General features: G+C 51.7%; 35 protein-coding genes. 14 read left to right on the forward strand and 21 right to left on the reverse strand.

The window, feature by feature from the left end:
* The first annotated feature begins 82 nt into the window (after positions 1–82).
* From ASH01S_RS03745 to ASH01S_RS03785, 10 genes are all read left to right on the forward strand, one after another.
* The gene (locus ASH01S_RS03745) at positions 83–445 is read left to right on the forward strand and encodes a hypothetical protein (protein WP_067923690.1); all 363 of its coding nucleotides are present in this window, start codon (positions 83–85) and stop codon (positions 443–445) included.
* Complete coding sequence (locus ASH01S_RS18335; RefSeq protein ID WP_157066972.1) at positions 421–873, forward strand: hypothetical protein; 453 nt, start codon at positions 421–423, stop codon at positions 871–873. Before ASH01S_RS03745 ends, ASH01S_RS18335 begins: the two co-directional genes overlap by 25 nt.
* Before the next feature lie 38 nt (positions 874–911).
* Positions 912–1238 carry a nucleoside triphosphate pyrophosphohydrolase family protein gene (locus ASH01S_RS03755; RefSeq protein ID WP_067923697.1) on the forward strand — a complete coding sequence of 109 codons (327 nt, stop codon included), beginning with the start codon at positions 912–914 and terminating at the stop codon, positions 1236–1238.
* 82 nt (positions 1239–1320) lie between these two features.
* Positions 1321–1632, forward strand: coding sequence for a hypothetical protein (locus ASH01S_RS03760; protein WP_067923700.1), 312 nt, complete (start codon positions 1321–1323; stop codon positions 1630–1632).
* Positions 1633–1672: 40 nt separating this feature from the next.
* On the forward strand, positions 1673–2932 hold the full coding sequence (locus ASH01S_RS03765; RefSeq protein WP_067923703.1) for a hypothetical protein: 1260 nt from the start codon (positions 1673–1675) through the stop codon (positions 2930–2932).
* Positions 2929–3150 (forward strand): hypothetical protein, encoded by a 222-nt coding sequence (locus ASH01S_RS03770; protein WP_067923706.1) that lies wholly within the window; start codon positions 2929–2931, stop codon positions 3148–3150. Before ASH01S_RS03765 ends, ASH01S_RS03770 begins: the two co-directional genes overlap by 4 nt.
* Entirely contained in the window at positions 3114–3350 is a 237-nt protein-coding gene (locus tag ASH01S_RS18340) for a hypothetical protein (protein WP_157066973.1), read from the forward strand. The genes ASH01S_RS03770 and ASH01S_RS18340 overlap by 37 nt, the downstream gene beginning before the upstream one ends.
* Positions 3347–3643 (forward strand): hypothetical protein, encoded by a 297-nt coding sequence (locus ASH01S_RS03775; protein WP_067923709.1) that lies wholly within the window; start codon positions 3347–3349, stop codon positions 3641–3643. The genes ASH01S_RS18340 and ASH01S_RS03775 overlap by 4 nt, the downstream gene beginning before the upstream one ends.
* Positions 3644–3645: 2 nt before the next feature.
* Entirely contained in the window at positions 3646–4248 is a 603-nt protein-coding gene (gene tmk, locus ASH01S_RS03780; RefSeq protein ID WP_067923712.1) for a dTMP kinase, read from the forward strand.
* Positions 4249–4336: 88 nt separating this feature from the next.
* A complete protein-coding gene (locus ASH01S_RS03785) occupies positions 4337–5092 on the forward strand; it encodes a hypothetical protein (protein WP_067923714.1) in 756 nt (251 codons plus the stop codon).
* Positions 5093–5346: 254 nt separating this feature from the next.
* Here ASH01S_RS03785 and ASH01S_RS03790 read toward each other — a convergent pair whose 3' ends face one another.
* On the reverse strand, positions 5347–6192 hold the full coding sequence (locus ASH01S_RS03790) for a hypothetical protein (RefSeq protein WP_067923717.1): 846 nt from the start codon (positions 6190–6192) through the stop codon (positions 5347–5349).
* Positions 6193–6387: 195 nt separating this feature from the next.
* Between ASH01S_RS03790 and ASH01S_RS19465 the strand changes: the two genes are divergently transcribed.
* Both ASH01S_RS19465 and ASH01S_RS03795 read left to right on the forward strand, forming a co-directional pair.
* On the forward strand, positions 6388–6513 hold the full coding sequence (locus ASH01S_RS19465; RefSeq protein WP_281178186.1) for a hypothetical protein: 126 nt from the start codon (positions 6388–6390) through the stop codon (positions 6511–6513).
* A 101-nt stretch (positions 6514–6614) separates the two neighbouring features.
* Positions 6615–7277, forward strand: coding sequence for an SOS response-associated peptidase (locus tag ASH01S_RS03795; protein ID WP_067923720.1), 663 nt, complete (start codon positions 6615–6617; stop codon positions 7275–7277).
* Between the two features lie 14 nt (positions 7278–7291).
* On the opposite strand, the gene ASH01S_RS03800 is transcribed toward ASH01S_RS03795, so the two are convergent.
* The 4 genes from ASH01S_RS03800 to ASH01S_RS03815 form a co-directional block, all read right to left on the reverse strand.
* Positions 7292–7642 (reverse strand): hypothetical protein, encoded by a 351-nt coding sequence (locus tag ASH01S_RS03800; protein WP_067923723.1) that lies wholly within the window; start codon positions 7640–7642, stop codon positions 7292–7294.
* A gap of 73 nt (positions 7643–7715) precedes the next feature.
* Positions 7716–8423 carry a hypothetical protein gene (locus ASH01S_RS03805; RefSeq protein ID WP_157066974.1) on the reverse strand — a complete coding sequence of 236 codons (708 nt, stop codon included), beginning with the start codon at positions 8421–8423 and terminating at the stop codon, positions 7716–7718.
* Between the two features lie 221 nt (positions 8424–8644).
* Positions 8645–8944, reverse strand: coding sequence for a recombinase family protein (locus ASH01S_RS19630; protein ID WP_067923729.1), 300 nt, complete (start codon positions 8942–8944; stop codon positions 8645–8647).
* Between the two features lie 18 nt (positions 8945–8962).
* The gene (locus ASH01S_RS03815) at positions 8963–9658 is read right to left on the reverse strand and encodes a uracil-DNA glycosylase (protein WP_067923732.1); all 696 of its coding nucleotides are present in this window, start codon (positions 9656–9658) and stop codon (positions 8963–8965) included.
* A 459-nt stretch (positions 9659–10117) separates the two neighbouring features.
* Here ASH01S_RS03815 and ASH01S_RS03820 point away from each other — a divergent pair, with 459 nt between their 5' ends.
* Positions 10118–10363 (forward strand): DUF6504 family protein, encoded by a 246-nt coding sequence (locus ASH01S_RS03820; RefSeq protein WP_067923738.1) that lies wholly within the window; start codon positions 10118–10120, stop codon positions 10361–10363.
* A 473-nt stretch (positions 10364–10836) separates the two neighbouring features.
* On the opposite strand, the gene ASH01S_RS03825 is transcribed toward ASH01S_RS03820, so the two are convergent.
* Complete coding sequence (locus ASH01S_RS03825; RefSeq protein ID WP_067923742.1) at positions 10837–11451, reverse strand: OTU domain-containing protein; 615 nt, start codon at positions 11449–11451, stop codon at positions 10837–10839.
* A gap of 302 nt (positions 11452–11753) precedes the next feature.
* Between ASH01S_RS03825 and ASH01S_RS03830 the strand changes: the two genes are divergently transcribed.
* Positions 11754–12380, forward strand: coding sequence for a hypothetical protein (locus tag ASH01S_RS03830; protein WP_067923745.1), 627 nt, complete (start codon positions 11754–11756; stop codon positions 12378–12380).
* Positions 12381–12714: 334 nt separating this feature from the next.
* Here the strand turns inward: ASH01S_RS03830 and ASH01S_RS03835 are convergent, their stop codons facing one another.
* The 15 genes from ASH01S_RS03835 to ASH01S_RS03905 all read right to left on the reverse strand — a co-directional run bounded on the left by ASH01S_RS03835 (position 12715) and on the right by ASH01S_RS03905 (position 24072).
* On the reverse strand, positions 12715–13044 hold the full coding sequence (locus tag ASH01S_RS03835) for a ribosomal-processing cysteine protease Prp (RefSeq protein WP_067923748.1): 330 nt from the start codon (positions 13042–13044) through the stop codon (positions 12715–12717).
* Entirely contained in the window at positions 13041–13700 is a 660-nt protein-coding gene (locus tag ASH01S_RS03840; protein WP_169794178.1) for an SANT/Myb-like DNA-binding domain-containing protein, read from the reverse strand. The genes ASH01S_RS03835 and ASH01S_RS03840 overlap by 4 nt, the downstream gene beginning before the upstream one ends.
* Entirely contained in the window at positions 13660–13968 is a 309-nt protein-coding gene (locus ASH01S_RS03845) for a hypothetical protein (protein ID WP_067923755.1), read from the reverse strand. Before ASH01S_RS03845 ends, ASH01S_RS03840 begins: the two co-directional genes overlap by 41 nt.
* Positions 13969–14072: 104 nt before the next feature.
* Positions 14073–14294, reverse strand: a complete 222-nt coding sequence (locus tag ASH01S_RS03850) for a hypothetical protein (RefSeq protein WP_067923760.1) — start codon at positions 14292–14294, stop codon at positions 14073–14075.
* On the reverse strand, positions 14291–14722 hold the full coding sequence (locus tag ASH01S_RS03855; RefSeq protein ID WP_067923763.1) for a hypothetical protein: 432 nt from the start codon (positions 14720–14722) through the stop codon (positions 14291–14293). Before ASH01S_RS03855 ends, ASH01S_RS03850 begins: the two co-directional genes overlap by 4 nt.
* Positions 14723–14733: 11 nt before the next feature.
* On the reverse strand, positions 14734–14901 hold the full coding sequence (locus ASH01S_RS18345; protein ID WP_157066976.1) for a hypothetical protein: 168 nt from the start codon (positions 14899–14901) through the stop codon (positions 14734–14736).
* Positions 14902–14996: 95 nt separating this feature from the next.
* Positions 14997–16355, reverse strand: a complete 1359-nt coding sequence (gene dnaN / locus ASH01S_RS03860) for a DNA polymerase III subunit beta (RefSeq protein WP_067923766.1) — start codon at positions 16353–16355, stop codon at positions 14997–14999.
* 49 nt (positions 16356–16404) lie between these two features.
* A complete protein-coding gene (locus tag ASH01S_RS03865) occupies positions 16405–16767 on the reverse strand; it encodes a DUF4406 domain-containing protein (protein ID WP_067923769.1) in 363 nt (120 codons plus the stop codon).
* A gap of 26 nt (positions 16768–16793) precedes the next feature.
* Complete coding sequence (locus ASH01S_RS18780) at positions 16794–17066, reverse strand: hypothetical protein (protein WP_169794179.1); 273 nt, start codon at positions 17064–17066, stop codon at positions 16794–16796.
* Between the two features lie 18 nt (positions 17067–17084).
* Positions 17085–17954: a DNA methyltransferase family protein gene (locus tag ASH01S_RS03875; RefSeq protein WP_067923775.1), complete on the reverse strand. Its 870-nt coding sequence runs from the start codon at positions 17952–17954 to the stop codon at positions 17085–17087.
* The gene (locus ASH01S_RS03880) at positions 17920–18390 is read right to left on the reverse strand and encodes a hypothetical protein (protein ID WP_067923778.1); all 471 of its coding nucleotides are present in this window, start codon (positions 18388–18390) and stop codon (positions 17920–17922) included. The genes ASH01S_RS03875 and ASH01S_RS03880 overlap by 35 nt, the downstream gene beginning before the upstream one ends.
* Positions 18391–18797: 407 nt before the next feature.
* Positions 18798–21062 (reverse strand): helicase-related protein, encoded by a 2265-nt coding sequence (locus ASH01S_RS03890; protein ID WP_067923784.1) that lies wholly within the window; start codon positions 21060–21062, stop codon positions 18798–18800.
* A 266-nt stretch (positions 21063–21328) separates the two neighbouring features.
* Complete coding sequence (locus tag ASH01S_RS03895) at positions 21329–22300, reverse strand: hypothetical protein (RefSeq protein ID WP_067923787.1); 972 nt, start codon at positions 22298–22300, stop codon at positions 21329–21331.
* A 12-nt stretch (positions 22301–22312) separates the two neighbouring features.
* Positions 22313–23563 (reverse strand): DUF6094 domain-containing protein, encoded by a 1251-nt coding sequence (locus tag ASH01S_RS03900; protein ID WP_067923790.1) that lies wholly within the window; start codon positions 23561–23563, stop codon positions 22313–22315.
* A gap of 14 nt (positions 23564–23577) precedes the next feature.
* A complete protein-coding gene (locus ASH01S_RS03905) occupies positions 23578–24072 on the reverse strand; it encodes a hypothetical protein (RefSeq protein ID WP_067923793.1) in 495 nt (164 codons plus the stop codon).
* Positions 24073–24113: the final 41 nt, after the last annotated feature.

The raw sequence follows: 24113 nt of genomic DNA on the forward strand, positions 1-24113 counted from the left end.
GTTTCGAGCGGTGCGCGAGATGTGATACCATCCGCGATTTAGGGTGGGATGACGACTATGCAAGGTCTGTGGAGATGTGGGTATGGAACTCATCGAGGCTTATCTGAGAACAACCATTGATAGCTGTCAGTTTTGGATCTCGGATCGAAGCTATGCGCCTTGGGAAATTAACTGTGAATACATTGAAATCAACTACCATCCCACAGACCCACTTGATTGTTCCGGTATCATCTGCATCCAAAAAGACGTAATGCAAGAAGTAGTTCAATACGCAGAGGGATGGCAGGTGAGGCCTTCTACATTGATCCTGTGTTATGAAAACGGGGATATGGTGCCCTATGAAGTCATGTCCCTCAACATTGAAGAGTACCAAGGCGACTCTGTCCAGTTCCGGTTCACGGCCAAACGAGGAGAGGACACATGGAACTTATCACAAGATATCTGAGGGCCCGCCAACCTCATTATCAACCATTCCTTGCTGCGGGATACCAGCGATGTGTGGCGCGAAGAGGCGACCATGCGATCGACGTATTCATCAATCCAGCTTCTTTTTTAGCCACGTGTGAAGAGAGGAGGCTTATGTTCGATCGAGAGGGTTATCGCATCCATCCCGGAACCCTCCTGGGAGGCAGCGCCTCCTTCTCGATGGGCTTTGAATCGCGCGAGGATCTAGACTTGTGGTTTGGCCTTATAAATGGTCATACCTTTGATCTGGAACTCTGGCACGCGACATTGACGGGATGCTACGTCATCAGCTATTCCACGAGTCACGAAGTCATCCCTCAAAATCACACCGACAATCGCGTGATGGAGTACCAGGTTTGCGTATGTTTTCAGCATCTCGCTTTGAAACCAAACAAATTTGTGTCATAATGTATGCAATGTATTACATGAAAGGGAGGCGTCCTTTTTTGGAACTGAATGAGTATCAAGAGCTGGCATCACGAACCGCGAGGACGGACCGCCCCTTCTTACAGACGGTGGCCAACTTTGCACTCGGCGTAGCCGGTGAAGCAGGAGAAGTGGTCGATGAGGTCAAGAAGCTCATCTATCATGGCCATCCTCTGGATAAAGACAAGATGAAGAAGGAACTGGGCGATGTCCTATGGTACACATCCCAACTGGCCCGAGCCTTCGGGATTGAGTTGGATGACATCGCCATCACAAACCTTGAAAAACTGAAAGCCCGATATCCAGACGGGTTCTCAGAGGAAAGGAGCCTTCATCGAACTGTATGAGCAAGCCAGGTTTTCGCTGTGGATAGAGCGAGGATGAAGATGGGAAGCGGGAGGACGACCAGGGATTTATGAGGTGAGACTCATGAATCCAAAGGAACTGATCTGGTATGACAAAGGGGACACCGTGATCGTCATCGATCCACTCTCTCCTTATGATGGATGGATCGGGACCATTGAAGTCGCCAATCCCAAGAAGATGCGATATCTGGTTGCCTTTGAACACAAGAGGGTCAAGGACACCTTCTGGTATAACCAGATCCGACCCTACCGCTCTAAGGAAGATTTATTGGCCATGATTGATCTGGCCCTGGCTTTAGGGCCGGCTGCAGAATGGATGTTCCATGACTGGGTAATCGAGTTGCACACCCGATTTCCAGAAACCCGAGGGAACTAGCAAAGGGGATGCAGGGGTTGTGACTTCGGGAGGGTAATAGATGAGCTGGACTTGGACATCAGAAGAAGGACGCAGGGCACTTCAAAAAGCCATTGAGCTACGCGAAGATGGACTTTCTTACAATCAGGTAGCCACCATCATCAACTCGAGTTTCGATGCTCGAGTCACAGGAGAAGCGGTACGGCGCGCACTTCACCGCCACGGACACTTGTTGGAGCCAAGCCTGAACCCAGAAGAAGATGACGAAGAAGCTATCCGACGCATGATTGAAGACGCCAAAGAAAAGGCACGGGAAGAGCGGGACAAGAAACTCGTCAGTCAGCTCTTGCGCGAAAGAGGACGAACCGAACTGATTCTGGAGACGTTCCGAAACTGTATTGAAGCGTTCCCAAAGGTGAAACTTCAGCCGCCCAAACCTGTGGCGCTTCGCAAAGATCCGGAAGAAGCTCTGTTGCTATTCAGTGACGCGCAGATTGGCGAGAAGATCACCTTGGAAGAGACCAATGGTCTTGGCGCCTACAACATTGACATCTTCCAACACCGCATGCGTCATCTCACAAATGAAGTCCGACGCATCGCCCGGGAACAGAGCCTGGCACACCCGATCCGGAAACTCAACATCGCGATGCTGGGCGATAACGTCGATGGAATCAACGTCTACCGCGGCCAGGTGCATCACCTCGATGTCATGATCGTCGACCAGTTCCTCATTGGAACCTGGGAAATCGCCAAGTCTTTGGTCGCCTTGCTCGACACGTTTGACGAGATCGAGATCTGGGGCATCGTTGGGAATCACGGGCGCATCGGAAAGAAGGGTGAGAACCCGAGCCATATCAACTGGGACTACATCATGTACAAGATTATGAAGAGGTTGCTCGATGAGAACTACGGAGACCGGATTAAGTGGAACATTCCCGTATCCAACTGGACCCTGGCCGAGATTAACGGGCATAACTTCTTGTTCTTGCACGGCGATACGATCAAGGGATGGAATGGCCTTCCGTACTACGGCATCGACCGCGCAGACTCTCGGTTGACGAAGATGTTGGCGGCACATGGACGGTTCTTCCGGTACCTGTGCCTGGGCCATCACCATAACCCGGCGGAGATTGACAGCCCCGGCGGCGAGAAGATTCTCAATGGCACAATGGTCGGTGGCTCCGAGTTTTCCATCAACCAGCTTCATACCTCGAGTCTGCCGAGCCAGTGGTTCTTTGGCGTCAGCCAAGAGCAAGGCATTACGTGGCGCCATAAGATTCTCCTGAATGTGTTTCCCGACGCCAGGGAGGAAAGTGCATGAAGCGATATTTACCGACGCTCATCCGCCAAGGACGGATTCTGATTCTACTGGCCATCGCGATTTTCATTGCAAAGATGTGGGGACAGACCTATGCATTTCTGTTCCTGGCCTACTGGATCCTGTGTGATCTCTCGGATATTGAGACCGAGCTCATCGAACAAAAAGAAAGGCGTGAACAGTTGTGGAACAATATCTTTCCTACTCGAAAGCCTTTTTAGCCGCCTTGCAGTCCGCCATGACCAAAGAGGAACTCGACAACTGCATGGCCTGTGCAGAGGAGATTTATCAAGCGATAACGCCAATCATTGAGAAGCACAATCTCAATATCCGAGAGGCGCTGAACACCGTGGTGGCTGTCAACACAACCGTCGTGGAACTGGCAAAGGAACAGATGGAAGAACGGAGGAATGTCCAATGATGAAAGAACTGATTGTCGGAGAGATTCTCACGCAGTTGGCCGCGGCCAATGCTCAACTCACCGAGATCGCCAGGGCAATCGAACAAAACTGCGAGTCGATGCGGGATGTGATAGATGTCGTCTTGGCTGAAGAGGAAGACGAGGCTGACCTGTCTCCCGAAGACGAAGCTACAGAGAGTGTTCTCCATGAACTGTTTCAGTCCCTGCCTCCGGGAACTCAAGTGATCGCTGTCGATCCAGATGACTTTCTGGATTTCATTCGGAAAAACAACTTCGACGTATCGGAGGATTGAATATGTACCTGATTGCCTTAGAGGGACTGGACAAAAGCGGGAAGGCCACACAGGTACAGCTGCTTCAGGATCGACTCGAGAAGGGCGGCAAGAAGGTCACCACGATGGACTTTCATCGCTACGATACGCCAACCGGACAACTCATCATGAAATGGCTCAGAAGGGAATGGGAGGTCTCCCAGGAGACCATTGAGTTAATCATGACGGCCGATAAGCAGGCCCAACAGGAGAACTTCCAGCGACTCGAACAAGAAGGATATGACTTTCTCGTCTTAGACCGGTATACCCTGAGTCAAATCGTTTACTCTCAAGCCGCAGGCATTGAATGGCTATGGACACTGGCATTGCAAAGCCACCTACGTCAACCGGATCTCGACATCTATATCGACATCACACCCGAAGAGTCCATGCGGCGCAAGGGCAAATGGGGCGAGAATGACCGTTACGAAAGCGACTTAGCCTTCCTGAAGAGAGTACGCGAGAATTACCTGAGTTACGTCGATAAAATTCACTCTACCAGTGTCGCCATTGTCGATGGGATGGCCAGTATCAAACAGGTCCATGAAGCCATTTGGTCCTATGTATCCAACGAATTCCTTCATTAAATATCAAATATCGACCCTCCTCGAGAGGGTTTTTTCTTGATTTTGTCGAAGAAGAAAAACATGGTGATCATTCCTCGGAGGTGCCAGTATGAAGAAAGTTGTTGGGTATGGATTGGCCTTCATCCTTGGTCTCGTCATGAGCGGTAGTACGGCTCTTGCCGCAACAAAGACGGCAAATGATACTTATCCTACAGTCGTCAAGTTGCCACCGAAGAACGTCAAATTCAACAAACCACCCTATATAATTCCTTGGGGTCCCGACCATAACTCTAAGGGTGTCATCAACACGTTCTACTATAGGTCCTATTACGAAGTGATGGGGAATCCGACCTCAGCCATGATAAAGGCTGCTCAAACCGGCTTCACGTATGCTCGCACCCATGACAAGAGCCTCACGGTCGGAAAAGACACCATTAATTTTCACTGGGTGGGCGTCGGAGACTGGGACGGCTACCTTTGGGATGGTGATGGGTGGTGTACTTTCTATGTGAAGATCGACGACAATGACTGGGGACACTTAACCCATATGTTCAAGACCTATAAGAAGAAACAGATCATTGCCGCATGGGACAAAATCTGTAAGGACGTGTACAACCATTCCGTGGCTATCAAGAACGGACTGGAGGGCGTCGGAGTCGAATTCGACTACAATGGCATCCTTCACTCCAACCCGACCCCGTACTTAAACCCAAATACCACGAGCGAGGGGAATCAGTATCACAAGTTCGCAAAAAATAGCTGGCGCATGAACTTGAATGTGGTCAATTACATCGGAAGTCGGGATAGCAAACAATCCGAAGTGGCTCCTCCAGTCATTGTTGGGGACATCAGAAGTCACAACTAATCCGGCCAGGAAACATCCTCAGACGAAACCGAGGAGTAACCAAACCGGTTACGCGCTGATACTGTTGACCCGCTTCGGCGGGGTTTTCTTTTGTCGTAACGAAAAACCCGTCCATTAACGGTACTCGAACAAAATAAGTTTACATAAGCTTTCTTATCGGACGTTCAAAAAATGGAAAGGAGGAAGTGTTTCCACTCCCCATCGGATTGCAGTCCGAGCCCCAGACTCTCGGGGAACCGGATGCCGCATGATGATTAGTACAGGTTGGTGCCACCCTCAACGGGCAACTCCTTTTTATCGCTGTCCTTCAAATTCTTCCACATGCCAGGATGGAAGTAGTAATAATCCGCGATCTGATACGCCTTCTTGAAGTCCATATCTACCATATCACGGAAATTATCCCAAGCGATCTTCTTGGCGGTCGCCCGGCTCCACTCAATCTTCACAGCCGGTTGCGTGGATTGTTTGCCATATTGATCCGTAAAGTCGGCCATGCCCCACAAGCGGACCATGGTGACCTTCGGGTTCTCGAACAGCTTCTGCGACCACGCCGTCATGGTCTGAGCCAGGATCTGTGCATAGTCAGTCTCATTCCAGACGGCATCTGGCTTCACTTTGACCCAGACAATCTTGTCGCCCTGGGTCTTTGTCCCGGCATTATCCAGCACCTGCACGCTGGTAATCTCCGAGGTAGATGCCGTTTTTGTCATCTTTTCTGCCTCACCGATGGCCAACTGCACGTTCTCCACCGATACTGTTTCGTTCTTCCATTCTGGTGCTGGTTTTGATGTGGCTGGCTTGGCTTCCGGCTTCTCGGTCTTGCTGTTCGTCGTTTTCGTGTTCGACGTATCTTTAGATGCGGTCTGTGTTTTCTTCCCGGCAGTCTGGGATGTTGCGCTGCCGTTGTCCCCGCTATTTCCGCCGAAATTGGTCGCCGGTCCGATTATGATCCAGGCAATCGCCCACGCCGTCACCAGCCAGCGGGCCGCTTTCGTGCCACGCTTTCCTGCCCACATCCAGATGGCGGCAATCGGTGGCACAAAGATCCCCAACACCCACAGATACCAACTCTTGCGCTTCTTCTCTTCGGTTTCCGACACGAGCGCTTCTCCCCCTTGCAAGTGTTTATAAATCGATTATACCTGACGAATTTTGTTTAGTCAGAAGCCTCCTTCTAATTTGTCCTCGAATTGCCGATGGATCACCTCCTTATAAGGTTGGGATTGTCGAACCCCCATGATCGACGTATAATCAGATCATCAATCGAACACATGTTCGCATATGGGGGTAAGGATATGACACAGACAAAGACACCGATCGACGAGGCGATTCATCAGATTTGGCTTGAATTACGCAAGACACTCCAAGAGTTTGAGGAACTGTTGGAACAAGCAGAGGGTTCGTCGGATCAGCGTACATAAATCTCCTTGGTGGGATGTTATCATTTTCCACGGCCAAGGAAATGATTGTTCTTGTATCATATAGAGGATGCCGATCTTCGCTGGACTGAGGTGGCGGAGTAATGTGCGGACGCTTCACTCAAGCCTTTGAGAACTGGGGAGACGTCTTGAGAACCTTCGGGGTGGTGGACGATGGATTCCGCGTGCCGCCCAGATACAACATTGCTCCCTCTCAAGACGTTCCCATCATTATCTCGGATGGGCAAGCCAGACGTATTGGACAGGTCCAATGGGGGCTGATCCATCCATGGTCTCAGTCATCCAGAAGTCGCATCCGTCCGATCAACACTCGGGCGGAGACACTGTTGGCCAATCGGTGGTTTCGATCCTTGGTTCCCAAAAAGAGATGCATCGTACCCGTGGACTCTTTCTACGAGTGGCGCCGAAACACCAAACAGCCCTTGCGCATCCAGCTCGAGCGCCGGCCCGTATTTGCGCTGGCAGGTATTTATGACGTTTGGCACAGCAAAGACGGCCAAAAGGTCAGTTCCTTTGCCATTGTGACCTGTTCCCCCAATGTTTTTATGCTCGGGATCCATGACCGCATGCCCGTGATCCTAGATGAAGATGGCGTCAACTTGTGGCTGGATCGTTCCGTGACCGACCCGGAAGTCGTAACCTCCGTCCTCACCCCCACCACGGAACCTATGAAGGCTTATCCGGTCCACCCGAAAGTCGGAAATGTACGAAATGACGATCCTTCGTGCATCGAACCGTATGAGTGATTTATGATAGAATCCTACCGACCGAATGATTCACTTCCACCGTACTCTCCGATGGCACACAATGCCTCGGAGAGTCCTTTTTGTCTCGCCTGAACCCTGCGGATCATAAAGACTAAATCTTCAATCACCTCTTGATACACTTGGGCTCGGATCGGATCTACATTTGGAAGACGTTCCGTGTAAGCATCAATGAGTTCTTGGAGATCGTTTTGCTCCTGAGTTGCAGCGTCGATCCACATTTGGACACGCTGACGATCCGCATGTCGTTGCCGTGCTTGTTCCGTCGTGACAACGATATGGCGGATTGTGTGTTCTTGTGGCAACGGAAATCCGGATGGAATCGAGGGAGAAATCAGAGCATCCATCCTACATCTCCCCTCCTTGCATTGTTTTCGAGAAAGATAAAAAAGCCGCCCATACGAAGACGGCTATCGTTTACTACTGCAGATTTTGAACCTCCTTACTTGCACGTTTGTAGAATTGAAGATATTGCCGTTCGTCCTCTTTCGTATTTTCACTGTTTCCTGTTCCGTCGATCCGTTCATTGTAATCTTGATAAAGCGAGGTCAAGAATACCCATGCTTGAGCAGTGTCGGAGCGTGCCTGATAGACTTTAGGATCTTCTTCTGGTGAATATCGATACGAGATTTTGTGATAAACATTCCACCCTTCCCGATTGTGTTCTGAAACATAACTACTCCAATCAGTTGGATCGGGCACGCCTGCCATTTGTAGTTTCATCCACTGGTAATATTGATTCATGAAGGACAGATAACTTTTTAGATATGCTGCTGAAACACGGGACTTTATGGGATGAATGTTGAGTTTGAGATTGACCACCTTGCGAGCCTCTAGTTCTTTTTCTCCGTATTCTTTTTTCGCAAGTCGGCCTGTTAAACGCTCTCCATTTTGTCCCACTAATTTTAGGATGCCTTTCGACTGGTTTTCGGAATTCGCAAAGAAATCTACGGTGATGACATAAGGCCCCTTCTGCAGTTCTTTCCAGTTATGCGGTGTGATGGATGCTTGATAATGTCCATTCTGTACCTGCACTGTCTGACTGCTACCGTAGTATTTTTGTGTATTGGCCAAATCAAAATCCACATCGACGTTTGCACCGTCCGGAAGGTCGGTACTGCCTCTCACGACAATATTACTGCCTTTCGTATAAACAGAATCGATGGTTAACATTGAATACGATTTGTGTGTAACGACAGTGTTTTTGTGTGTAACCACAGTGTTTTTGGTGGAACTCGATGGTTGGTTACACGCGGTAAGTAATAGCATCGGAATACAAGCCAGGACCCGATATGCGCGATGAGACACTTTTAATCCTCCCAGACAAAAATTCCATATTTGATGATATCCTAACCGATATGCCTTTGGAATACATATTGGATCTGAATCCCAATGGACTTGATCCCCTGAATCAATATGGGATCATGGGATAGACAACTCGGAGACACACAAACAATCGTCGATACGGTTCCATCCTGAATATCATTCAAGAGAGCTTGGAATCCTGGACAATCTAGAGTATCACCAGAAGCCCCACAGTCGACGTACTCTTGATAAACAGCGCGTCCGACATGGTCCCGACACGCCTTCAGTTGGCGTTCGATCTCTGCCATATCCATGAGATCGGTCCGGGCATAGATACCAATCAAGCATCGAACCTCCTATGTTTAGGCTGGCACAGGAGCCTGGAGCATCCCGGCTTGGATGAATGCATTCTGCAAATCTACCATCATTTCCTGCATGGCCGGCCAGCCGTCCTGCTTCTTTCGCAACACATAGCTGGGGTGATACGTATGGAGCATCGGGATGCCATTGAACTCTCTCCAGATCCCACGCTCTCGGCTGATCTTCAACCGGCTCCCTTCGGATCGCATGGCCCACATGGCCGGATTCCCCAGGGTCACTATGACCTTTGGCTGAACAATCGCGATCTCATTAAACAAGTGCGCGTTGGAACAGCACCGTATCTCATCCATCGTGGGTTGGCGATTGTTCACATCCGTCCGGCACTTGACGACGTTCGTGATATACAACCGCCGCCGGTCCACGCCAAGTCTCAACAACGCCCAGGTCAGGAGCTGCCCCGCCGCGCCGATCAGCGGTAGATCATAGGCCTCCTCTTGTGCGGCCGGCGCCTCCCCAATCAACATGACATCCGCTTGCCAACTCCCTGTACCACGGACTGGGCCCTGACATCCCAACGCTAACGGACAACGCCGGCATTCACGGATATTAGTGTCCATATAAAATTGCTCATCCACCAGGTGCTGAGTATATTGGTTGACATACTGGATCTCCTGGAGCGGATATCCCGCGTTGACCAATTGACGTTCAATCTCAGACCAGTCACGGACGTCCGCCAAGATCCTCCACCTCCATGTTTAACTTGTCAGCAACTTGTGTCAGACTTATAATGAGTGTTGAAGACGGCAATCATAAAAAAAGGCCCCACCAGCAGCCACTGGTGAGGCCTGGCGGGCCGACAAGGCCTACCCATTGCGCCGAGAGCAAAGCAATCTGTCAGCGGATGGTCGACTGGCCCGAGTCGACCATCATTCATTTATGATGAACTCAAAGCTGACAGCCAGGAGCCAGAGGTGTCCAGCTATAGGTACTGGGACGACTCTGATCCGAAGCACTCGCTTCATCGGCACCACCTCCTCGGCTCACACCTAACGCAACAGGTAGAGCCGAGTCGGCCCACATCTGTGTGAGCCATAGGAGGTGGCTGGGCCTACAACGGATAGATTCATCTTACGATGAGTCCCGCCACTTCAAGTATAGCATCTATATAACCCCATTTCCTAGAAGGAATTCTCAATATGAGCCGGATTGTCGAACGACCCATTCAATCCATCCAAACCAATGACCGAGGCGAACCGGTGGCATGGCTGGATCGCGGTGTGACCCACCGAGTTGTTGAGATTCTCGATGCCTGGAGAGAGGCTGGAAATTGGTGGGAAGACGAACCGAATCGAGCCATGTATCGTGTGCTTACATCGGAGAACTACGTGTATGATCTCGAAGAATCCGAAGGCAAATGGAAGGTCTATAAAGTGTGGGATTAGGCCGCCCATTTGATTTCTATTCTAGATCATGGGCGTGCTATACTAGAAATGACCCATCTCTATAGATGGCCAACGTCTTGTTGTTGGCTGACACCCCCTCGGCTGCTGTGGGACGGTGCGGCGCCTTGTCGGAGGGCCGAGGGGGTGAGAGTTGATGCGGTGGTTTCGCATTCGCGTGACGCTTTTACCGACCGGCCATGCGTTTCTGCCTTGGATCGTTCGTGTAGAGCTTACCATAAAGAAGTGACGACCGGTTCTCAGCCAACCGGTCGTCGTTAGCGACTCACCATCAACTCCGACAAGCGTTGCACCGTCCGTCGGGACCCTGCCAGTCAGCCTCTGGCGGGGTCTCATTCTTATTATAGTCAATGTGCGTCTCATGTAACAACATGCTGAAACGAATCCAAAGGTCAATGAACTTACTCTCCCAGAGGTCGACCTCTCTAAAAAGCATGATTCATAAAATCATGATTCTATGAAATCGCTTCTCCCTCCCGCTCGGGATGCGGACGCAGATCTACCTGGGGCGGCTCCTGTGCCTTGCAGTAGAGTTCAATCGGCATGCCCTGGCTCAGCCACTGCGTGAGCTCTTCGATATAGCGGCCGCGCTCAATATATTGTGCCGCCTGTTTTCGGATCGCAGCTCTGGCCAGTTCTTCTGTCTCCCCAAATGCCTTAAACAAGCAATTCCCGTTAGGTAGCCGCAGCATATAGACGTCGCCTTTTGGCCACTCGTCGATGGCAATGGCATCATGCCAGCCTTCGTGATAGGCGGCTTGGACAAACTTCAGAGTTCGTAGGCCACTCAAAATCTGCTCTGGGGTACTTCCCCAATGGGTTTGGAGCTTTTTCAGAAGCTGAGAAGCCCATTGAAAATGAGTATACCGATCCGCCTGGACTTCCGCATGGAACCCATACCACTCGTCATACTCCGGGTCCGTTTGCCATTCAAACCGTACTCTATAGTCCGAATACCCTTTGTGTTCCCGGACGACAACCGACAAGTGTTCGTACCGATTACCATAGGAATGGCTCGGCGGCAGACGATAAATCAAGAAGTATTTATTGGGACGACGAATCTGCGTCATGAAGGATCATCCTTTCTTGGCATAAAAGGAAGACCCCTGTGATTGACTCACAGGGGTCTTGCGCTAAACGGAACTATGAAGTTTGTCACCGACATAATAGCATAGAAGTCATAGCTATGACAACTGAAAAATATCGACTTGGTTCGGCAGGAAATCTTTTCGCCTTAGCGAATATATGCTATGATTCTGTTGCGCTAAACGGAACAGGATGCCTGTACCCTATACAGGTTATCTACGTCTGTTTTGGCGCACCCATTAACGGTGCGCCTCGATTTTTATAGAGAAAGGAGTGCGGGGATCGAGTGCTCGACCACAAAGACACGGGCAAGTATACATACTGGATGAAGCACTTTGAGAACGGAGAACTGATCGAGGTCCCTGAGTCGAAGATAGAAAACATCTCCCTTGACACGCTCGACAACGGACCGGTCATCCCCTTGCATCAGGGTGGATTCGCACAGATCCCTGCCTATTGGCTCTACTTCTGGTGTCCCTTTCTCTCGGTTCACGCTCAGTCTATATTTACGCACTTGATCGCCCATACATACATAGACAAGAACTGGTGCCAGATCAAGCGTGAAACGCTCGCTGCAGAATGCAACATGAGCCTGTCCGCCTTCAACAAACACTTCGAGCAACTTGAACGATACAAGCTGGCTTGGCGCATCGAGGTGAGAACCCCGGATGGAAGCAACCTGCCGAACATTTACATCACGAGGAGGCAAATGCCCCTCATCCCGCAGGAACTTTACGATCAATTATCGGACCGGCTCAAGGACATGCATGATCAGTACATCGAGCGCATGGCCAAAAGCGGCATGCTGTACCTGGATGTGGAGTATGAACGTCCACTTCCCGAACCCAGCCCACCGCCGAAAAGACGCGGCAGACCAAAAGGCTCAAAGAACAAACCCAAGGCGTCTGAATAGGCGCCTTTTTTTATGCCCAGAAAAACACCTTCCACGAGAAAAAATACCCCCTCCGTAATACGGACCCTCTATTTTTTCTGGTGTAACCCGTATCTCTTCTGGAGGAACCCCTATTCCGTATCACATAAGGTCCATTTCACCGTGCGGAAGGTAGATTCTTTCTCACAGACGGTGGAATCCGTGAAACGGAAGCATTGGTTCCTTGATGCGGAAGGGCACATTCCACCACAAAGAAACCCACCTTCCGTCACAAGGAAAGCAGGCTTACATACGGCGGAGACAAAAGAATAGATCTTTGAATCAGATCCAATAAACAATTCTCCTCCTACTCCTACTATATAGGGGAGACGGAGCTTTGAACCTGCACATTCTCAGGAAACTCCATCGCGAGGTTCTCGAGTCCATGAAGAAGACATCGAAGCAGGAGCTGAACCTGATCCGACTGAAGGAGCGGAGGAAGGTCCACCTGAAGATACCCAGGTCTGGACTTCACTCTGATGTCGACGCCGAGCAATTCCCGGATGGAACTCACCGTGTTCCTCGACAGTACAGACACCGCAGCACACACGATGTCCGTTCCCGGATCGCCAAAATTGGCGTGCCCGTGGATCTCTACCCTTTCGATCTTCCCTGTAAAATCTCTACCCACCACCACCCTAATCATTGGGCTTTCACCAAGTTGCCGTTTTGCTCTGCCTTTAAGGTCACCGGTTCAGCCACCATTTCCGAGTTGGCCATCTGGAACGCTTTCACCATCAGGTCATACTTTTCCTTGAGTTCGCGATAATCCTTGACGAGCGATTGATACAAAGGATGATCTTTCACTCCCTCATCGGAAATCTCGCGAGCCTCTGTCTCTAATTCATAGATCCGCTGTGCCTGTGCCTTGATCGTCTCTTCAAGCACACGCTGCTGTTCAAAGAGTGCCTTTACGTGACGCTCGGATGCCTTATACATTCCCTCGAGCTTTTGATTGCGTTGCTGCAATTTCTTGGTGTCCTGGTCCACCTGTCGCAGGGCACGAATAATACCGGCCAGATCCATAAACGGGGTTTGTGAAAGATCCTCCGTGGTCTCCTTAGAATCATTCACGACATGGATGGGCATGACTTCAGCCATCTCGGTCTCTCTGCGCTTCCGACGGCGCCGCATTTGATTGAAGTGCTGACGAATAGAAACCGGTGTGCGCTTGAGCCGCTCACTCGCCTCCGAGAAGATTTCGGCATCATCGATGCCTAGCAAGCTCTGCTCCTGGACAAACTCCTCCAACCAGCGCTCCTCATCTTCCGTCCAGCGCGCATTCTTGTTGATGGGATACACGTTCGCCATGCCTCAATCTCTCCTCTTCTTGCTGAAGATATGAAATCGCAGCATCGAGCCCGCGTTTGTCCGTTTGGGTTTGCCACCAGGTGTACAGAGGCATCCAGTCTTCCAAATCCCAGACCAACACCAAATGCTGATAGTGATACAGACTCAACACAGGCTGACTGAGGTATCGGCCAGGTAACGCCTTCCATTTGCGTTTACGCGGCTCGAACCCTTTGAAGAATCGGTCAATCGCTTCATGCAGCTGTTGCAGTTTTTTCACCGCGGAACACCCCGCACAGGTTCCCTCGATTTGACCCTTGCCTCCTGTGCTTTTCACACCCAAGAGCGATGCCCCAAGCACAGGAGACAGAGGCCTTCTGTGAGTTACCTTGCATCCACATGCTCCTGGATGAAACGTCGAAAGAGCGGATTTTGAGTCTGAATCAGCCAGCGCACGTACGCAACATTCTCCCGTCCGTAGGCGCCTTTTCGTTCCCGTGCGGGAACTTCTTGTTCAAATTGCGCCCACAGTTTCCGGTGTTCATCGGGATACGCATCGGCAAAGGCGTTCGTAGCAAAGATGGCCCGTTGGAACTCTAAATTCATGCTGCTGTCTCCTCGCTGTTCGGATCAAAAAGCCAAAGCTGACTCTCGGTTACAGTCGTATTCCATCGGTAAGCCAGCCGGCCGTTTTCCACGACGTAGAGCATCGATCCGATCCGGTACTGGCCATCCTCCAATGCCACTTCATCACCAATGAAACACCCCTCAAAATCCACCGGATTGCCGTCCAACCCCATCGGGGGTTCGTACAAGGGAGTCACCTTCACCTCGTCGACGTCCACCTCGACCCACACAGAAACCCCAATGGTCAACTCGTACGTCTGACCACATCGAGGGCATTCGTAGCGACGAGAGTCTTTCAAGCTCTCCACGTTGAACTCAGCTTCTTCCACCAGTTCGGACTCAAGATCCGTTTCAATTTCCTCTCCGCATGTGCAGACGATCCGCTTCCTATGGTACTGTGCCTCCATGTTTAGTCCTCCTAGCCAACGGCAATGACATCAAACGCATCACCGAGTTTCTCTCGAATCTCATCAGGAGTCGCTTCGACGACCGCCATCAAATGGTCATTGACCGAGATGACCTCAACCTTTTGTTTCAACGCATCGACCTGAGATGTATCCTCTAACTGAATGAAATAGACAGCCACAACATCGACCTCCTTCAAGGATCATAGGCCGTGTAATGCATTACACAATCAAGTATAATACACAAAACACGGCCTCTCAATGGAAAAGCTGTGCGTTATGCGTTCGTTTCGCCTTCAACCGCTTCAGATTCGCCCGAACCGTTCTCCTGCGCCTGTTCCGCCGCGGCAGCTACATCCTCGGCAAACGGGTCTACTTCGGCTTCCGGTGGATTGAAGTCCTCGATCACGACACTATCCTTCATGTACGTGGTACGGATCGGGGTCACCAAGTCCAGATCCGACGAGCTGGTACCGGACACCCGAATCACAAACGGCGTCTTCGGAGACGTGAAGCAAAGCACAACCTGTTCCTCCGGAGAGATGGCGCCAAGCATGTCGAGGAGATACGCAACGTTAAAGCTCGTTCCGATGTCCTTGCCCTCGGAAGACAGAGGCCGAATGTCTTCCTGGAACTTGCCATACTGGGTCGGATCGGACAGGAACCGAACTTGGCCGTTCTTCGCGTCGACCAAGATATGAGCTGTTGTCACGCCCACATCATTCGCATACAAGGTCGCGCGACTCAGCAACTCCCTCAGCTCGCCGGCGCGAAACTGAATCTTAGTGCTGAAGTCAGGTGGAATGATCCGGTCGGTATCCGGGTATTGATCGTGCAACGTGCGAGTATAGATCGTGGTGTCGTCCAACTCATACAACACATAGCTCTTATCGAACCGGATTGTCACCATATCAACGTCCTTCAGGTGTTTCACTACTTCGTTAATGGAATCGGCCGGAATCACATGGTTGCCATCCTCCACCTCACCGGTCAGTTGATACGACTGCTGCGCAAGACGGTGAGAATCGCATCCAATGGTCCGGAATATGCCGTCCTTGACGATGTGGTTCACGCCCGTCAGAACCGGCCGCGTCTCCGATTTGGATGTCGCATAGACAGTGCGGCGATACATCGTTGCCAGAACCGCGGACGGAACGGAGAACGATAGCTGTCCATTGACCGACGGCAGCTTGGGATACTGGTCAAGGTGCAGACCCGCCAGAGACATCTTGGCGCCCTTGAACTTGATGAGCGTCTGAAGTTTGTTGAACTCGATGGTCACATGCTTTCCAGTAACACGGTTCACCAGGTCGACGAACTTACGACCCGGGAAGATAAGGCCGCCACCCTCTCCCTGAACGCGGAACGACTCCATATCCGTGATGACGGTCTTCGTATAGAAGTTGCTGTTTCCGCCGATCAGCGTGATCTTGTTGTCCTCAACCTGAAAGTAAATGCCCTGGAGCGCCTGGGAGGGCGAGTTCTTTGACACCGAGTTTCCGACCTTACGAACCGCCTCACGTAACACTTCGCTCTTGATGGTCAGTGTGAACACCTGATTGGTCGTAAAGACCTGCTTCTCGGCCTCCTTCTCCAGTTCAACCGCCTTCTTCAGGTCAGCTTCTGCAAGCGCCATGATACATTCCTCCTCTTTTTAATTCCCTAAAATTCGGCGACAGCCGGCTTTAAGCCGTAACGGATTTGCGTTCGAGTTTCTGGATGGCGATGACTAACTGGACATCGAGTTCCTCCATCGTCTCCTCATCGTAGATGGGCATACCCAACTTGGAGGCCACAAGGATCTCGAGTCTTGCGCCTTTTGAATCAAGCCAGTTCGGAAGGACCACCACTGCATCGGCATCCAACATGGCCTTGATATCCCTACGCAGGTAATCCTCCCACGACCAACCCTCGACATAACCGAGCCGCGCGGGATTGATGACCTCATATCCCTTCTCATTCAGCCGTTCCTCAGCGGCGAAAAAGGCCTCATAGTTGTAGTTCTCCATTCCAGACATCGGGCCGCTGATGTAAATCTTCGTTGCCATACAAATACCCCTCAAGCAGAAGTTTTTTATCTCCAGGGGAGCGCGCCTGAAAGCAAGACGCTTGTCTCCACCTGTCCATCCCATTCTTTCGGGATCGTGACTTGGCCAGACTTCACATCCACGATGATCGGATACTGATTGTCGGTGGAGTATGCAAATGTGCGAAGCCGACCTGTCTGCGGATCGTACTCCATCGAGGCCAACATCATGCCATCGACCATGATCGCCACACCCGGACAAGGATCATCTGGGTATCTCATGACTTCAATCGTCCCAAGCGGAGTCTTCACCGGCTCCAACATCATCCCTCCCATCCGTCAGCTCAAGATCAGCTCAAGCTGGCCTTGGGCTACTTTACGACTGTTGTCCGCAATCTTCATCGGAGGGTCATATGGATCGAACCCACCGAGGCCATCCGGCATCAAGGCGTACCAGGGCGCATACCAGAACATCTGGATCTTGCAAAGTTTGACCGCGACCAGATTCATGTCCACCGCATAGGCCCGAAGGATGTAATTACTCTGCGGAAGAAGCATGGCACCGCACCCTACACTTGGTTCACAGGTAGTCTTTCTCTTGAGTGCCTCCGGGTCTTCCCCGCCCACCAACATCTTTGTCATCATCACGCACAGATGAAATGGAGTGGGAAAGTACCCGAGGGCGCCCCGGTATCCCCGACCCATTTCGTCACACAAGATTTGACTCATGTAGTCGGTCGGGTTATCCAGAACCAGAAACAGATCAAACATCCGGTAGTAATGCTCATTCAGTTCAGATGAGATGTCCGGCGGAGAGTTTCTGGCACCAAAACCCCAAAGCAACCAATCTGCAAACTTCTCAATATTGGACTCCCATCGATAATCCTCTAAGCACTTGGTAAGCATCTTATGGGTGGCGGCCACGCCCGAACTCCCTCGATCTGCCCACTGGATTTGAGGAATCGGGCCGCTATCCGCAATCGTGCCTTTGGCTACGATGTCGAGCCACCAATTCCACCGACCCCAGAGCAGCTGGTCATACGCAAGCAGGAATGGGAGCAACCAACCCTTCTTCTCGAAGACCTCGTTGGCGTTTTTCGGCGCGCCACCCATTGCGCTGGCACATTCGAAGAACGTGCTGTGCATCTCCAAGAGCTTTTCAGGATCGAATCGCTCAACGCGGTATAAGCTCGTTGATTTCTTCTTCATCGTCTTCGTCCTCACCACAATGCACAATGAACGAGTCAGGGACATACTCTCCATCGGGAAGCGCGCTCCACTTATACGCCTTCAGAACGGCTTCCTCCAGGCATTCAGCCTCAACCTTAACAACCCCGGACATCGTCCAGCTTACAGGCAATCGATATGTCTTAGTGGTCCGATTCCCACGAAAGACCAGGCTCGGAGCGTCCTCTGAACTGCCGGGACGTTCCTCGAAGTCGGCTTCATTGAAGCTGTAGACTTGAGTGCCGATCCCATCATCCAAGATTTCAAATACGCGCGCGTCGTCCGTCTCGGGATCAAAATCTTTCCAAACCACTTGAGCCAATGAGAGTCTTGCTTCCTCAAGGGTCGGCTTGGACCACAAATCCTCCACAATTCCACCGTTGGACACGATGCACACATACCTGGAAACAATGTTCATCGATAAACTCCTTTCCAATAGATCGGATTGGCCAACAGATTCTGTAGGCATGTCGTAAATCCCGTGAAAATAAGTAGCTTTGGAAGAAAATCCAGTTCATCGAGGTCATACCAATCAAGAACCATCGGAAATACTCCTCTCCCCTCCGTCGATGCGGCGTTTGAGCCAAGAAAACGTGATTTTGAGGCGGCGGAACACAAACGCAATCCCTTGAGTGGCCTCACCCCGATGATGAATGATCCCAAACCAATGGATGGCTCGGCCGGTATTGGTACGCCAAGAGTCGCCCTTGTGTTTCGCCCACGCCACGTATACCCCGTATCCCGCGAAGGCCAATCCACGCGCGGAGTAATCAGGGTCATCATGACGAATCCGAATCAACCATCTCACCACCAAACCGCCGGCGCTCAGAAGAGCGCCAGCTCGTATTGGCCTTCGGCGACAAGCTCTTTCTTGCGCTTGCCCTTGTTGTAAGACGCTGCGTCTTGCACCAGCGTGAACATCTCCTCGACATGGGCCAGATAATCGGCCAAGTCGAGGGCAGATATCCGGCCGGCGGCCACATCCTCTTGCATCTGCTTGACGATGCCTTGCTGGATGCGACGGACTTCCTCGATACCCAGCGGGTTCATATCGTACCCGTCATAGCCTTCAAACGTCGCATTCTGCAGCTCCTCATACGTCGCATTGATTCGCTGCCAGCGGCTCTCGATGGAACTGACATCATCCAGCGTGCCTTCGTTGACGAGTTTCTTGGCCAACGCGGTGATGCCCTCACCACTATCCGCCATCGCCCGCAAGCCTTCCTCAGAGAACTTGCCTTGCAGCGCCAATGCGGCGTCAATCTTGCGAGCAATGTGTTCCAAAACATTGGCCTGGATAGTATCTCGATAAACCATCGTGTAGACCTCGACCGGTTGCGTCTGCTTGATCCGCCAGGAGCGGCGGCTGGACTGCATGTAGTTATAGGTGGAGTAATCCATCTGGTAGTAGATGATGGTCGGGAACATGAGCAAGTCGAGACCCACGGACACCAGGCGCGGGTTGGTAATCAGAACATCCCAATCATGCTTCTCCATCATCTCATGCAGCCAGGCTTCCCGGTCCTCTTGCTTCGGCATCTGGATACCGTCATAGACACCAGAGGCCTTTAGGATCCCGACATTGTATCCATCCGCCTTGAGTTTCTCGTACAGGTACGTGTCGACGCCATTGGATCCTGTGAACCGGCAATACACCAACACCTTTCGACCGCGACGGTGAATCTCATCGTCGAGCTTCAAGGTCAACTCATGGTACTTGGTCGGAATAAACGTGGACGGATCGAAGTTCGTAGGCACCGTGATCACATGCGTGAGTCCTTCATTATCCTCATACGTGATGGGACCCCAATTCCACGGTGTATCCGAGTATTGATACAACGTGTTGATGTACGTCGACACATGCCGCATGCCACCGGTCAGGAACAGACTCTGACGCATGATGCTACCGATCTCGTCTTCCACTTGCTTGTAAGCGGCGAAATGCCTTTCATCCATCTCGACGAAGATGGGCTCTTCTCGATACGGCGGCAAGGCATATCCGAGGTCGGCCAGTTCCACAAAGGCACAGTTGCTAATCAAGTATCGGGAGAACACATGCGGTGAGACACCCGCACGCTCCCTCATGCCGGACTTCTTTCGGTTCGACAACGGTCTCCCGTTCCCCAGGTGCTGTTTGTACGAGTGTTCATAGACCCCGTACCGCTCGATGAACAGGGACAAGTCGTTGTAGCTGATGCTCTCCCGAAGCAAACGCTTAGGATCCAGACGCGCCAAAAGGTAGAAGATGTCGGACGCCATGCCACCGAGCAACGTCCCGGTCAGCAGGATCTGCTTCTCGGTATGATTGATCAGCTGGCCAAACGCCTTGGCGCGGTCGGTCTCGCCGCTCTTGTATTCATGAACTTCGTCGGCGATGAGATACTTGAAGAACCCGCGCCGAAGACGCTTATTGATCATCCATGCCGGAGACACCTTCCGATTCAGGGAGTCTTTCTTGAGGAGCGCAGGCCGCCACAAGACAAACCCACATTCCTGCTCATGTTTCGACGGATCCTTGACCATGTGCTTAGGTAAGTCCGCCGTGCGAACCCGATTGCGGCACACATAGTTCTCGGCCTTCATCGTGTTCATCCACTTGCCGTTGCGCTTGGTTTGGAAGAAGTGCTCATCGGCCGGCTCCTTCTTCCGAGCCATGAGCAGGCCGCCACACTGCGGGCAATGAAACCCGGTATCGGTCGTCACGACGGTCTCTTCTTCCCGACCGGTATTGATGTTGAAATACGGTTCTCTCCGGAACCGAATCCGAGCCTTTTCCCCATTGGCTTTCCGTTCCTTGGCGTCCGCCGCGTTATACCGCCAATCTTGAATCGGCTCCATCGGATACGTCGCCTTTGCCACATCGGAGGACATGACCCAATACTCAATCTCACTGGGCCGATAGGGCATCTTCTCCATCTTCAAGACGTTTCGCCATGAGGTGATTTCATATACCTTGGCGCCAGGGACACGCTCTTTGATCTCCCGCTTCCACTTCTCGACCATAATACCGGGAACGAACACCAGCGCCCGGTACGGATCCACCTTGCCCTTTGACATATGCTCGGTGATATAGGGAATGACCGCACCCATCGCGGTCTTGCCTGTCAGTTGTGTTACCGTATGGGCTTTTTATCCCATACTTCTAACGGTTCATATTCCCGTTAGCTCAGCATACCTTTTCACCCTCGACTCAACGTTAGGGTGGCGCGGCCTCGTGGGAGCATTATTCCTGTTACCGGTCAGCTCCTATGCGTTGCCCCTGACTGGGATTTGCCCAGCCTTCGGTTCGGGTCAGCATCTCAGCCTTCCCGCTTAATTCCGCGCTATTGCCCACTACATTTCTGCAGTGGCGGGCATCATCTACCCATCTCGCCCACGACGAAGCAATACTTCTCGTCCTTGAGCGTCTTGGCAACCCCCATCACCACGTCGGCCTGTGGCGGAAAGAGACCCGTGACCCCATTCTTGTTGGCGTGCAGGTTCACGTCATAGAACGCCGGCGAGTGTTTCTCCTTGGTCGGATCAAATCGAATCTGGCTATTCTCCTGAATCCGATCGCCCAGCGCGCTGGCAAAGTGGCTCAGGTACGTATCGAGAGAGTCGCAATCCTTGAGAACCGACTGTTCATCAGTCCGGCCATCATCAAGAAGTGCAAAGTCCAGATCCAGAGACTGAATCCCCTCGGTGATGATGTTCTCCAAGTCGCGTTCCGTAATCTGAAGCAGACCGGCCTTGAGCGGATACTCATTGCCATAGCAATGAACCGTCAGCTTTCGGAAGTAGCCGAGGTCGATGCACTGTTGAACAATGTAATCCGCCCACTCTTCCAGCATGGGGGTGTTGTAACGATCATTGAGGATGCGGAAGATCTGCTTCTCAATATCCCCATCCCACGCCAGAATGAGTTCTTCGGGTGGCCGGCGCGGTTCAAGACCCTGTGCCAATCGCTCATCCTCTTCTCGCTGCCAATCCTGTCGAGCCTTAATGTTCGGCTTGGCACACTTGGCAACGACCAACATGTGGGTCAAATCCTCGACCCGAGTTTCAAACACGTCAAACGCATTGCGGTCGGGCATGACGACATCGAAGCAGGTATGGCCCTTTTCGTAGGAATTGCCTTCCGCGCGCCGAATTTGGCCGGTCTTAAAGTCGTTCATGAATTCGACGACTTGATGCACCTTGCTGTCGGCACCAATCACGTTGGCTAGATACACAGTGCGATGACGCCGCTGATAATCTACCACGAGCAGATCAATATACGCCTGCGCGCGCTGGTGCCGAGCATACATTTCGAGCAAATAGATCTCGTTGCTCTGAAAATCCGCCACTTTGAACACCTCTTACATGAGTTTGTGAAATTGCCCGTGACGATCTAAGAACTTCACACCGATGTGGTAATACTCTCGTTCCTTGATGCGCGTTACACCTTCTTCATCTTCTTCCGTCGTCTCTTGCGACATCTTGACGACGCTCCCCTTGACCAGATGCTGGTCGGGGCCCGTTCCGATGTATCCATTCAGATACCCAGACGCCAACATCAAGGCAACGTGACCTTTATGAAGCTGTGTTGGTGGTTTGGGAACCTCGTTATCCAGAACCTGCGAGTACGTCTGCTGATACGAAGAAACCAGGCTCGACCTGCGGATGAACGACAGCGCTTCTTCCGCGGTTACCGGACCAACTCGAAAGTGCAAAACGTCTTCTTGTCGTTTCGAAGGAACCTGATACAGCGGTTGCGCTTGAATCGAGATCACCGGAATTTCTTTGTAGGGACGATACTTATACTGCATCAGCTCATACGCATACTCGGGATCCCGAATCGCCTTGGGCCGCTTCCGCGCAAAGATAATGCACTTTCTCTGTTCCTCATACTCTGCGTCATCTTGCCGATAGACCCGGATATCGTCGTACTGATTGGCCAGCTTGAAGCAAATCTGGCTGTCGATGAACTCCTTGGGCGTGACGAAGATGAGGATGCCATTCGGGGCCAGCTTATCCGAAACCAGATTCAGCAAGAACTTGTCCCAACGGTAGGTCACCATCCGGCGTTCTTGCTCCCGCTGCATCCGGCGGAAGGCAATTTCCCGTTCCTCGATGGTCTTTCTCACCTTGGCCTCAAACTTCTCCCGACGCTTTTGGATCTCTTCTTCGGTCAACCCCTCGTCACCAAAGTCAATGACGTCCTCATCTTGTGCCTCTTGTGCTTCCAGCAGCCGGCGGACTTCCGCTTCAAAGTCTGGAATCGTGAAGGGGTCATAGTCCCGGAAGATCTCATCAATCAATCGGCTGTCCACATCCGGGTTCATGACCACCAGCGAGAAGGCTTCCGGCGTCACCTTGGACTCATTTTTATACGAGGACGTGCAGACCTTCGTGAACCTTTCCCGCGCGCGATTGGCTTGCCATTGATTTTCCGTGACCCCATACCGATAGGTCTCCGGGTGCATCCTTGTAATCTCATACAGCACTTCCCCATCGCCGCACCGATAATCCAGAGCGGTGACGGCCTGGCCCTCTGGGAACTTCAAATACGTGCGAATCACTTGGCACGTAAACTTGCTCAGTGGCTCATTCATCCACCGTGCGTACATGGCCTCTCTCCTCCTCAGATCGTTTCATCCAAACTGTAAACGTCAAAATCAATGAAATCCTCGTCATCCAACGAGAAAGGATTGCGAACCCGGCGTGTGGACCTTGAGTCTGCATAGTCGATACATGCCGTTAAGTCATGAATGACGGCATCGATCAACTCAATGGGGATCCCTCGCTGTAAATACCCAACCGTGCTTCCAACTTGCCGACCATGATGGGCTGTCTTATCGCGGAAGATCCCACCCTCTGCGAATGTGGTCTCAATGATGGCAAAGGGAACGGGGGATTCGAGTTCGAAGGTGTGATCATCGGTCGCTTTGAATCGAACCATCACACGATACCATTTGTCCTTGACCTGGAATCGCTTCGAAAACACCTTGACCTTGGCGGTGAAGCGATCCAACAGCCACCCTCTTGCTTCTGAGGTCATGACGTCAAACGTATCCGGGTGGATGCCGCTCATGCGAATCGGAGTGACATTGTACATGTAAGCCTGAATCAATTCCATGTTTGATGTTCACCTTCTTTAACTGACGCGGGTATTATACC

The sequence above is a fragment of the Alicyclobacillus shizuokensis NBRC 103103 genome, from assembly GCF_001552255.1.
GTDB lineage: Bacteria > Bacillota > Bacilli > Alicyclobacillales > Alicyclobacillaceae > Alicyclobacillus_G > Alicyclobacillus_G shizuokensis.

Excerpts from the sequence above, each read along its gene's own strand:
- ASH01S_RS03745 (WP_067923690.1), top strand. The coding sequence starts at position 83 with ATGGAACTCATCGAGGCTTATCTGAGAACAACCATTGATAGCTGTCAG.
- ASH01S_RS18335 (WP_157066972.1), top strand. The coding sequence starts at position 421 with ATGGAACTTATCACAAGATATCTGAGGGCCCGCCAACCTCATTATCAA.
- ASH01S_RS03760 (WP_067923700.1), top strand. The coding sequence starts at position 1,321 with ATGAATCCAAAGGAACTGATCTGGTATGACAAAGGGGACACCGTGATC.
- ASH01S_RS03765 (WP_067923703.1), top strand. The coding sequence starts at position 1,673 with ATGAGCTGGACTTGGACATCAGAAGAAGGACGCAGGGCACTTCAAAAA.
- ASH01S_RS03770 (WP_067923706.1), top strand. The coding sequence starts at position 2,929 with ATGAAGCGATATTTACCGACGCTCATCCGCCAAGGACGGATTCTGATT.
- ASH01S_RS03775 (WP_067923709.1), top strand. The coding sequence starts at position 3,347 with ATGATGAAAGAACTGATTGTCGGAGAGATTCTCACGCAGTTGGCCGCG.
- tmk (WP_067923712.1), top strand. The coding sequence starts at position 3,646 with ATGTACCTGATTGCCTTAGAGGGACTGGACAAAAGCGGGAAGGCCACA.
- ASH01S_RS03785 (WP_067923714.1), top strand. The coding sequence starts at position 4,337 with ATGAAGAAAGTTGTTGGGTATGGATTGGCCTTCATCCTTGGTCTCGTC.
- ASH01S_RS19465 (WP_281178186.1), top strand. The coding sequence starts at position 6,388 with ATGACACAGACAAAGACACCGATCGACGAGGCGATTCATCAGATTTGG.
- ASH01S_RS03795 (WP_067923720.1), top strand. The coding sequence starts at position 6,615 with ATGTGCGGACGCTTCACTCAAGCCTTTGAGAACTGGGGAGACGTCTTG.
- ASH01S_RS03800 (WP_067923723.1), bottom strand. The coding sequence starts at position 7,642 with ATGGATGCTCTGATTTCTCCCTCGATTCCATCCGGATTTCCGTTGCCA.
- ASH01S_RS03820 (WP_067923738.1), top strand. The coding sequence starts at position 10,118 with ATGAGCCGGATTGTCGAACGACCCATTCAATCCATCCAAACCAATGAC.
- ASH01S_RS03825 (WP_067923742.1), bottom strand. The coding sequence starts at position 11,451 with ATGACGCAGATTCGTCGTCCCAATAAATACTTCTTGATTTATCGTCTG.
- ASH01S_RS03835 (WP_067923748.1), bottom strand. The coding sequence starts at position 13,044 with ATGATTAGGGTGGTGGTGGGTAGAGATTTTACAGGGAAGATCGAAAGG.
- ASH01S_RS03850 (WP_067923760.1), bottom strand. The coding sequence starts at position 14,294 with ATGAATTTAGAGTTCCAACGGGCCATCTTTGCTACGAACGCCTTTGCC.
- ASH01S_RS03855 (WP_067923763.1), bottom strand. The coding sequence starts at position 14,722 with ATGGAGGCACAGTACCATAGGAAGCGGATCGTCTGCACATGCGGAGAG.
- dnaN (WP_067923766.1), bottom strand. The coding sequence starts at position 16,355 with ATGGCGCTTGCAGAAGCTGACCTGAAGAAGGCGGTTGAACTGGAGAAG.
- ASH01S_RS03865 (WP_067923769.1), bottom strand. The coding sequence starts at position 16,767 with ATGGCAACGAAGATTTACATCAGCGGCCCGATGTCTGGAATGGAGAAC.
- ASH01S_RS03875 (WP_067923775.1), bottom strand. The coding sequence starts at position 17,954 with ATGAAGAAGAAATCAACGAGCTTATACCGCGTTGAGCGATTCGATCCT.
- ASH01S_RS03880 (WP_067923778.1), bottom strand. The coding sequence starts at position 18,390 with ATGAACATTGTTTCCAGGTATGTGTGCATCGTGTCCAACGGTGGAATT.
- ASH01S_RS03890 (WP_067923784.1), bottom strand. The coding sequence starts at position 21,062 with ATGGGTGCGGTCATTCCCTATATCACCGAGCATATGTCAAAGGGCAAG.
- ASH01S_RS03900 (WP_067923790.1), bottom strand. The coding sequence starts at position 23,563 with ATGTACGCACGGTGGATGAATGAGCCACTGAGCAAGTTTACGTGCCAA.
- ASH01S_RS03905 (WP_067923793.1), bottom strand. The coding sequence starts at position 24,072 with ATGGAATTGATTCAGGCTTACATGTACAATGTCACTCCGATTCGCATG.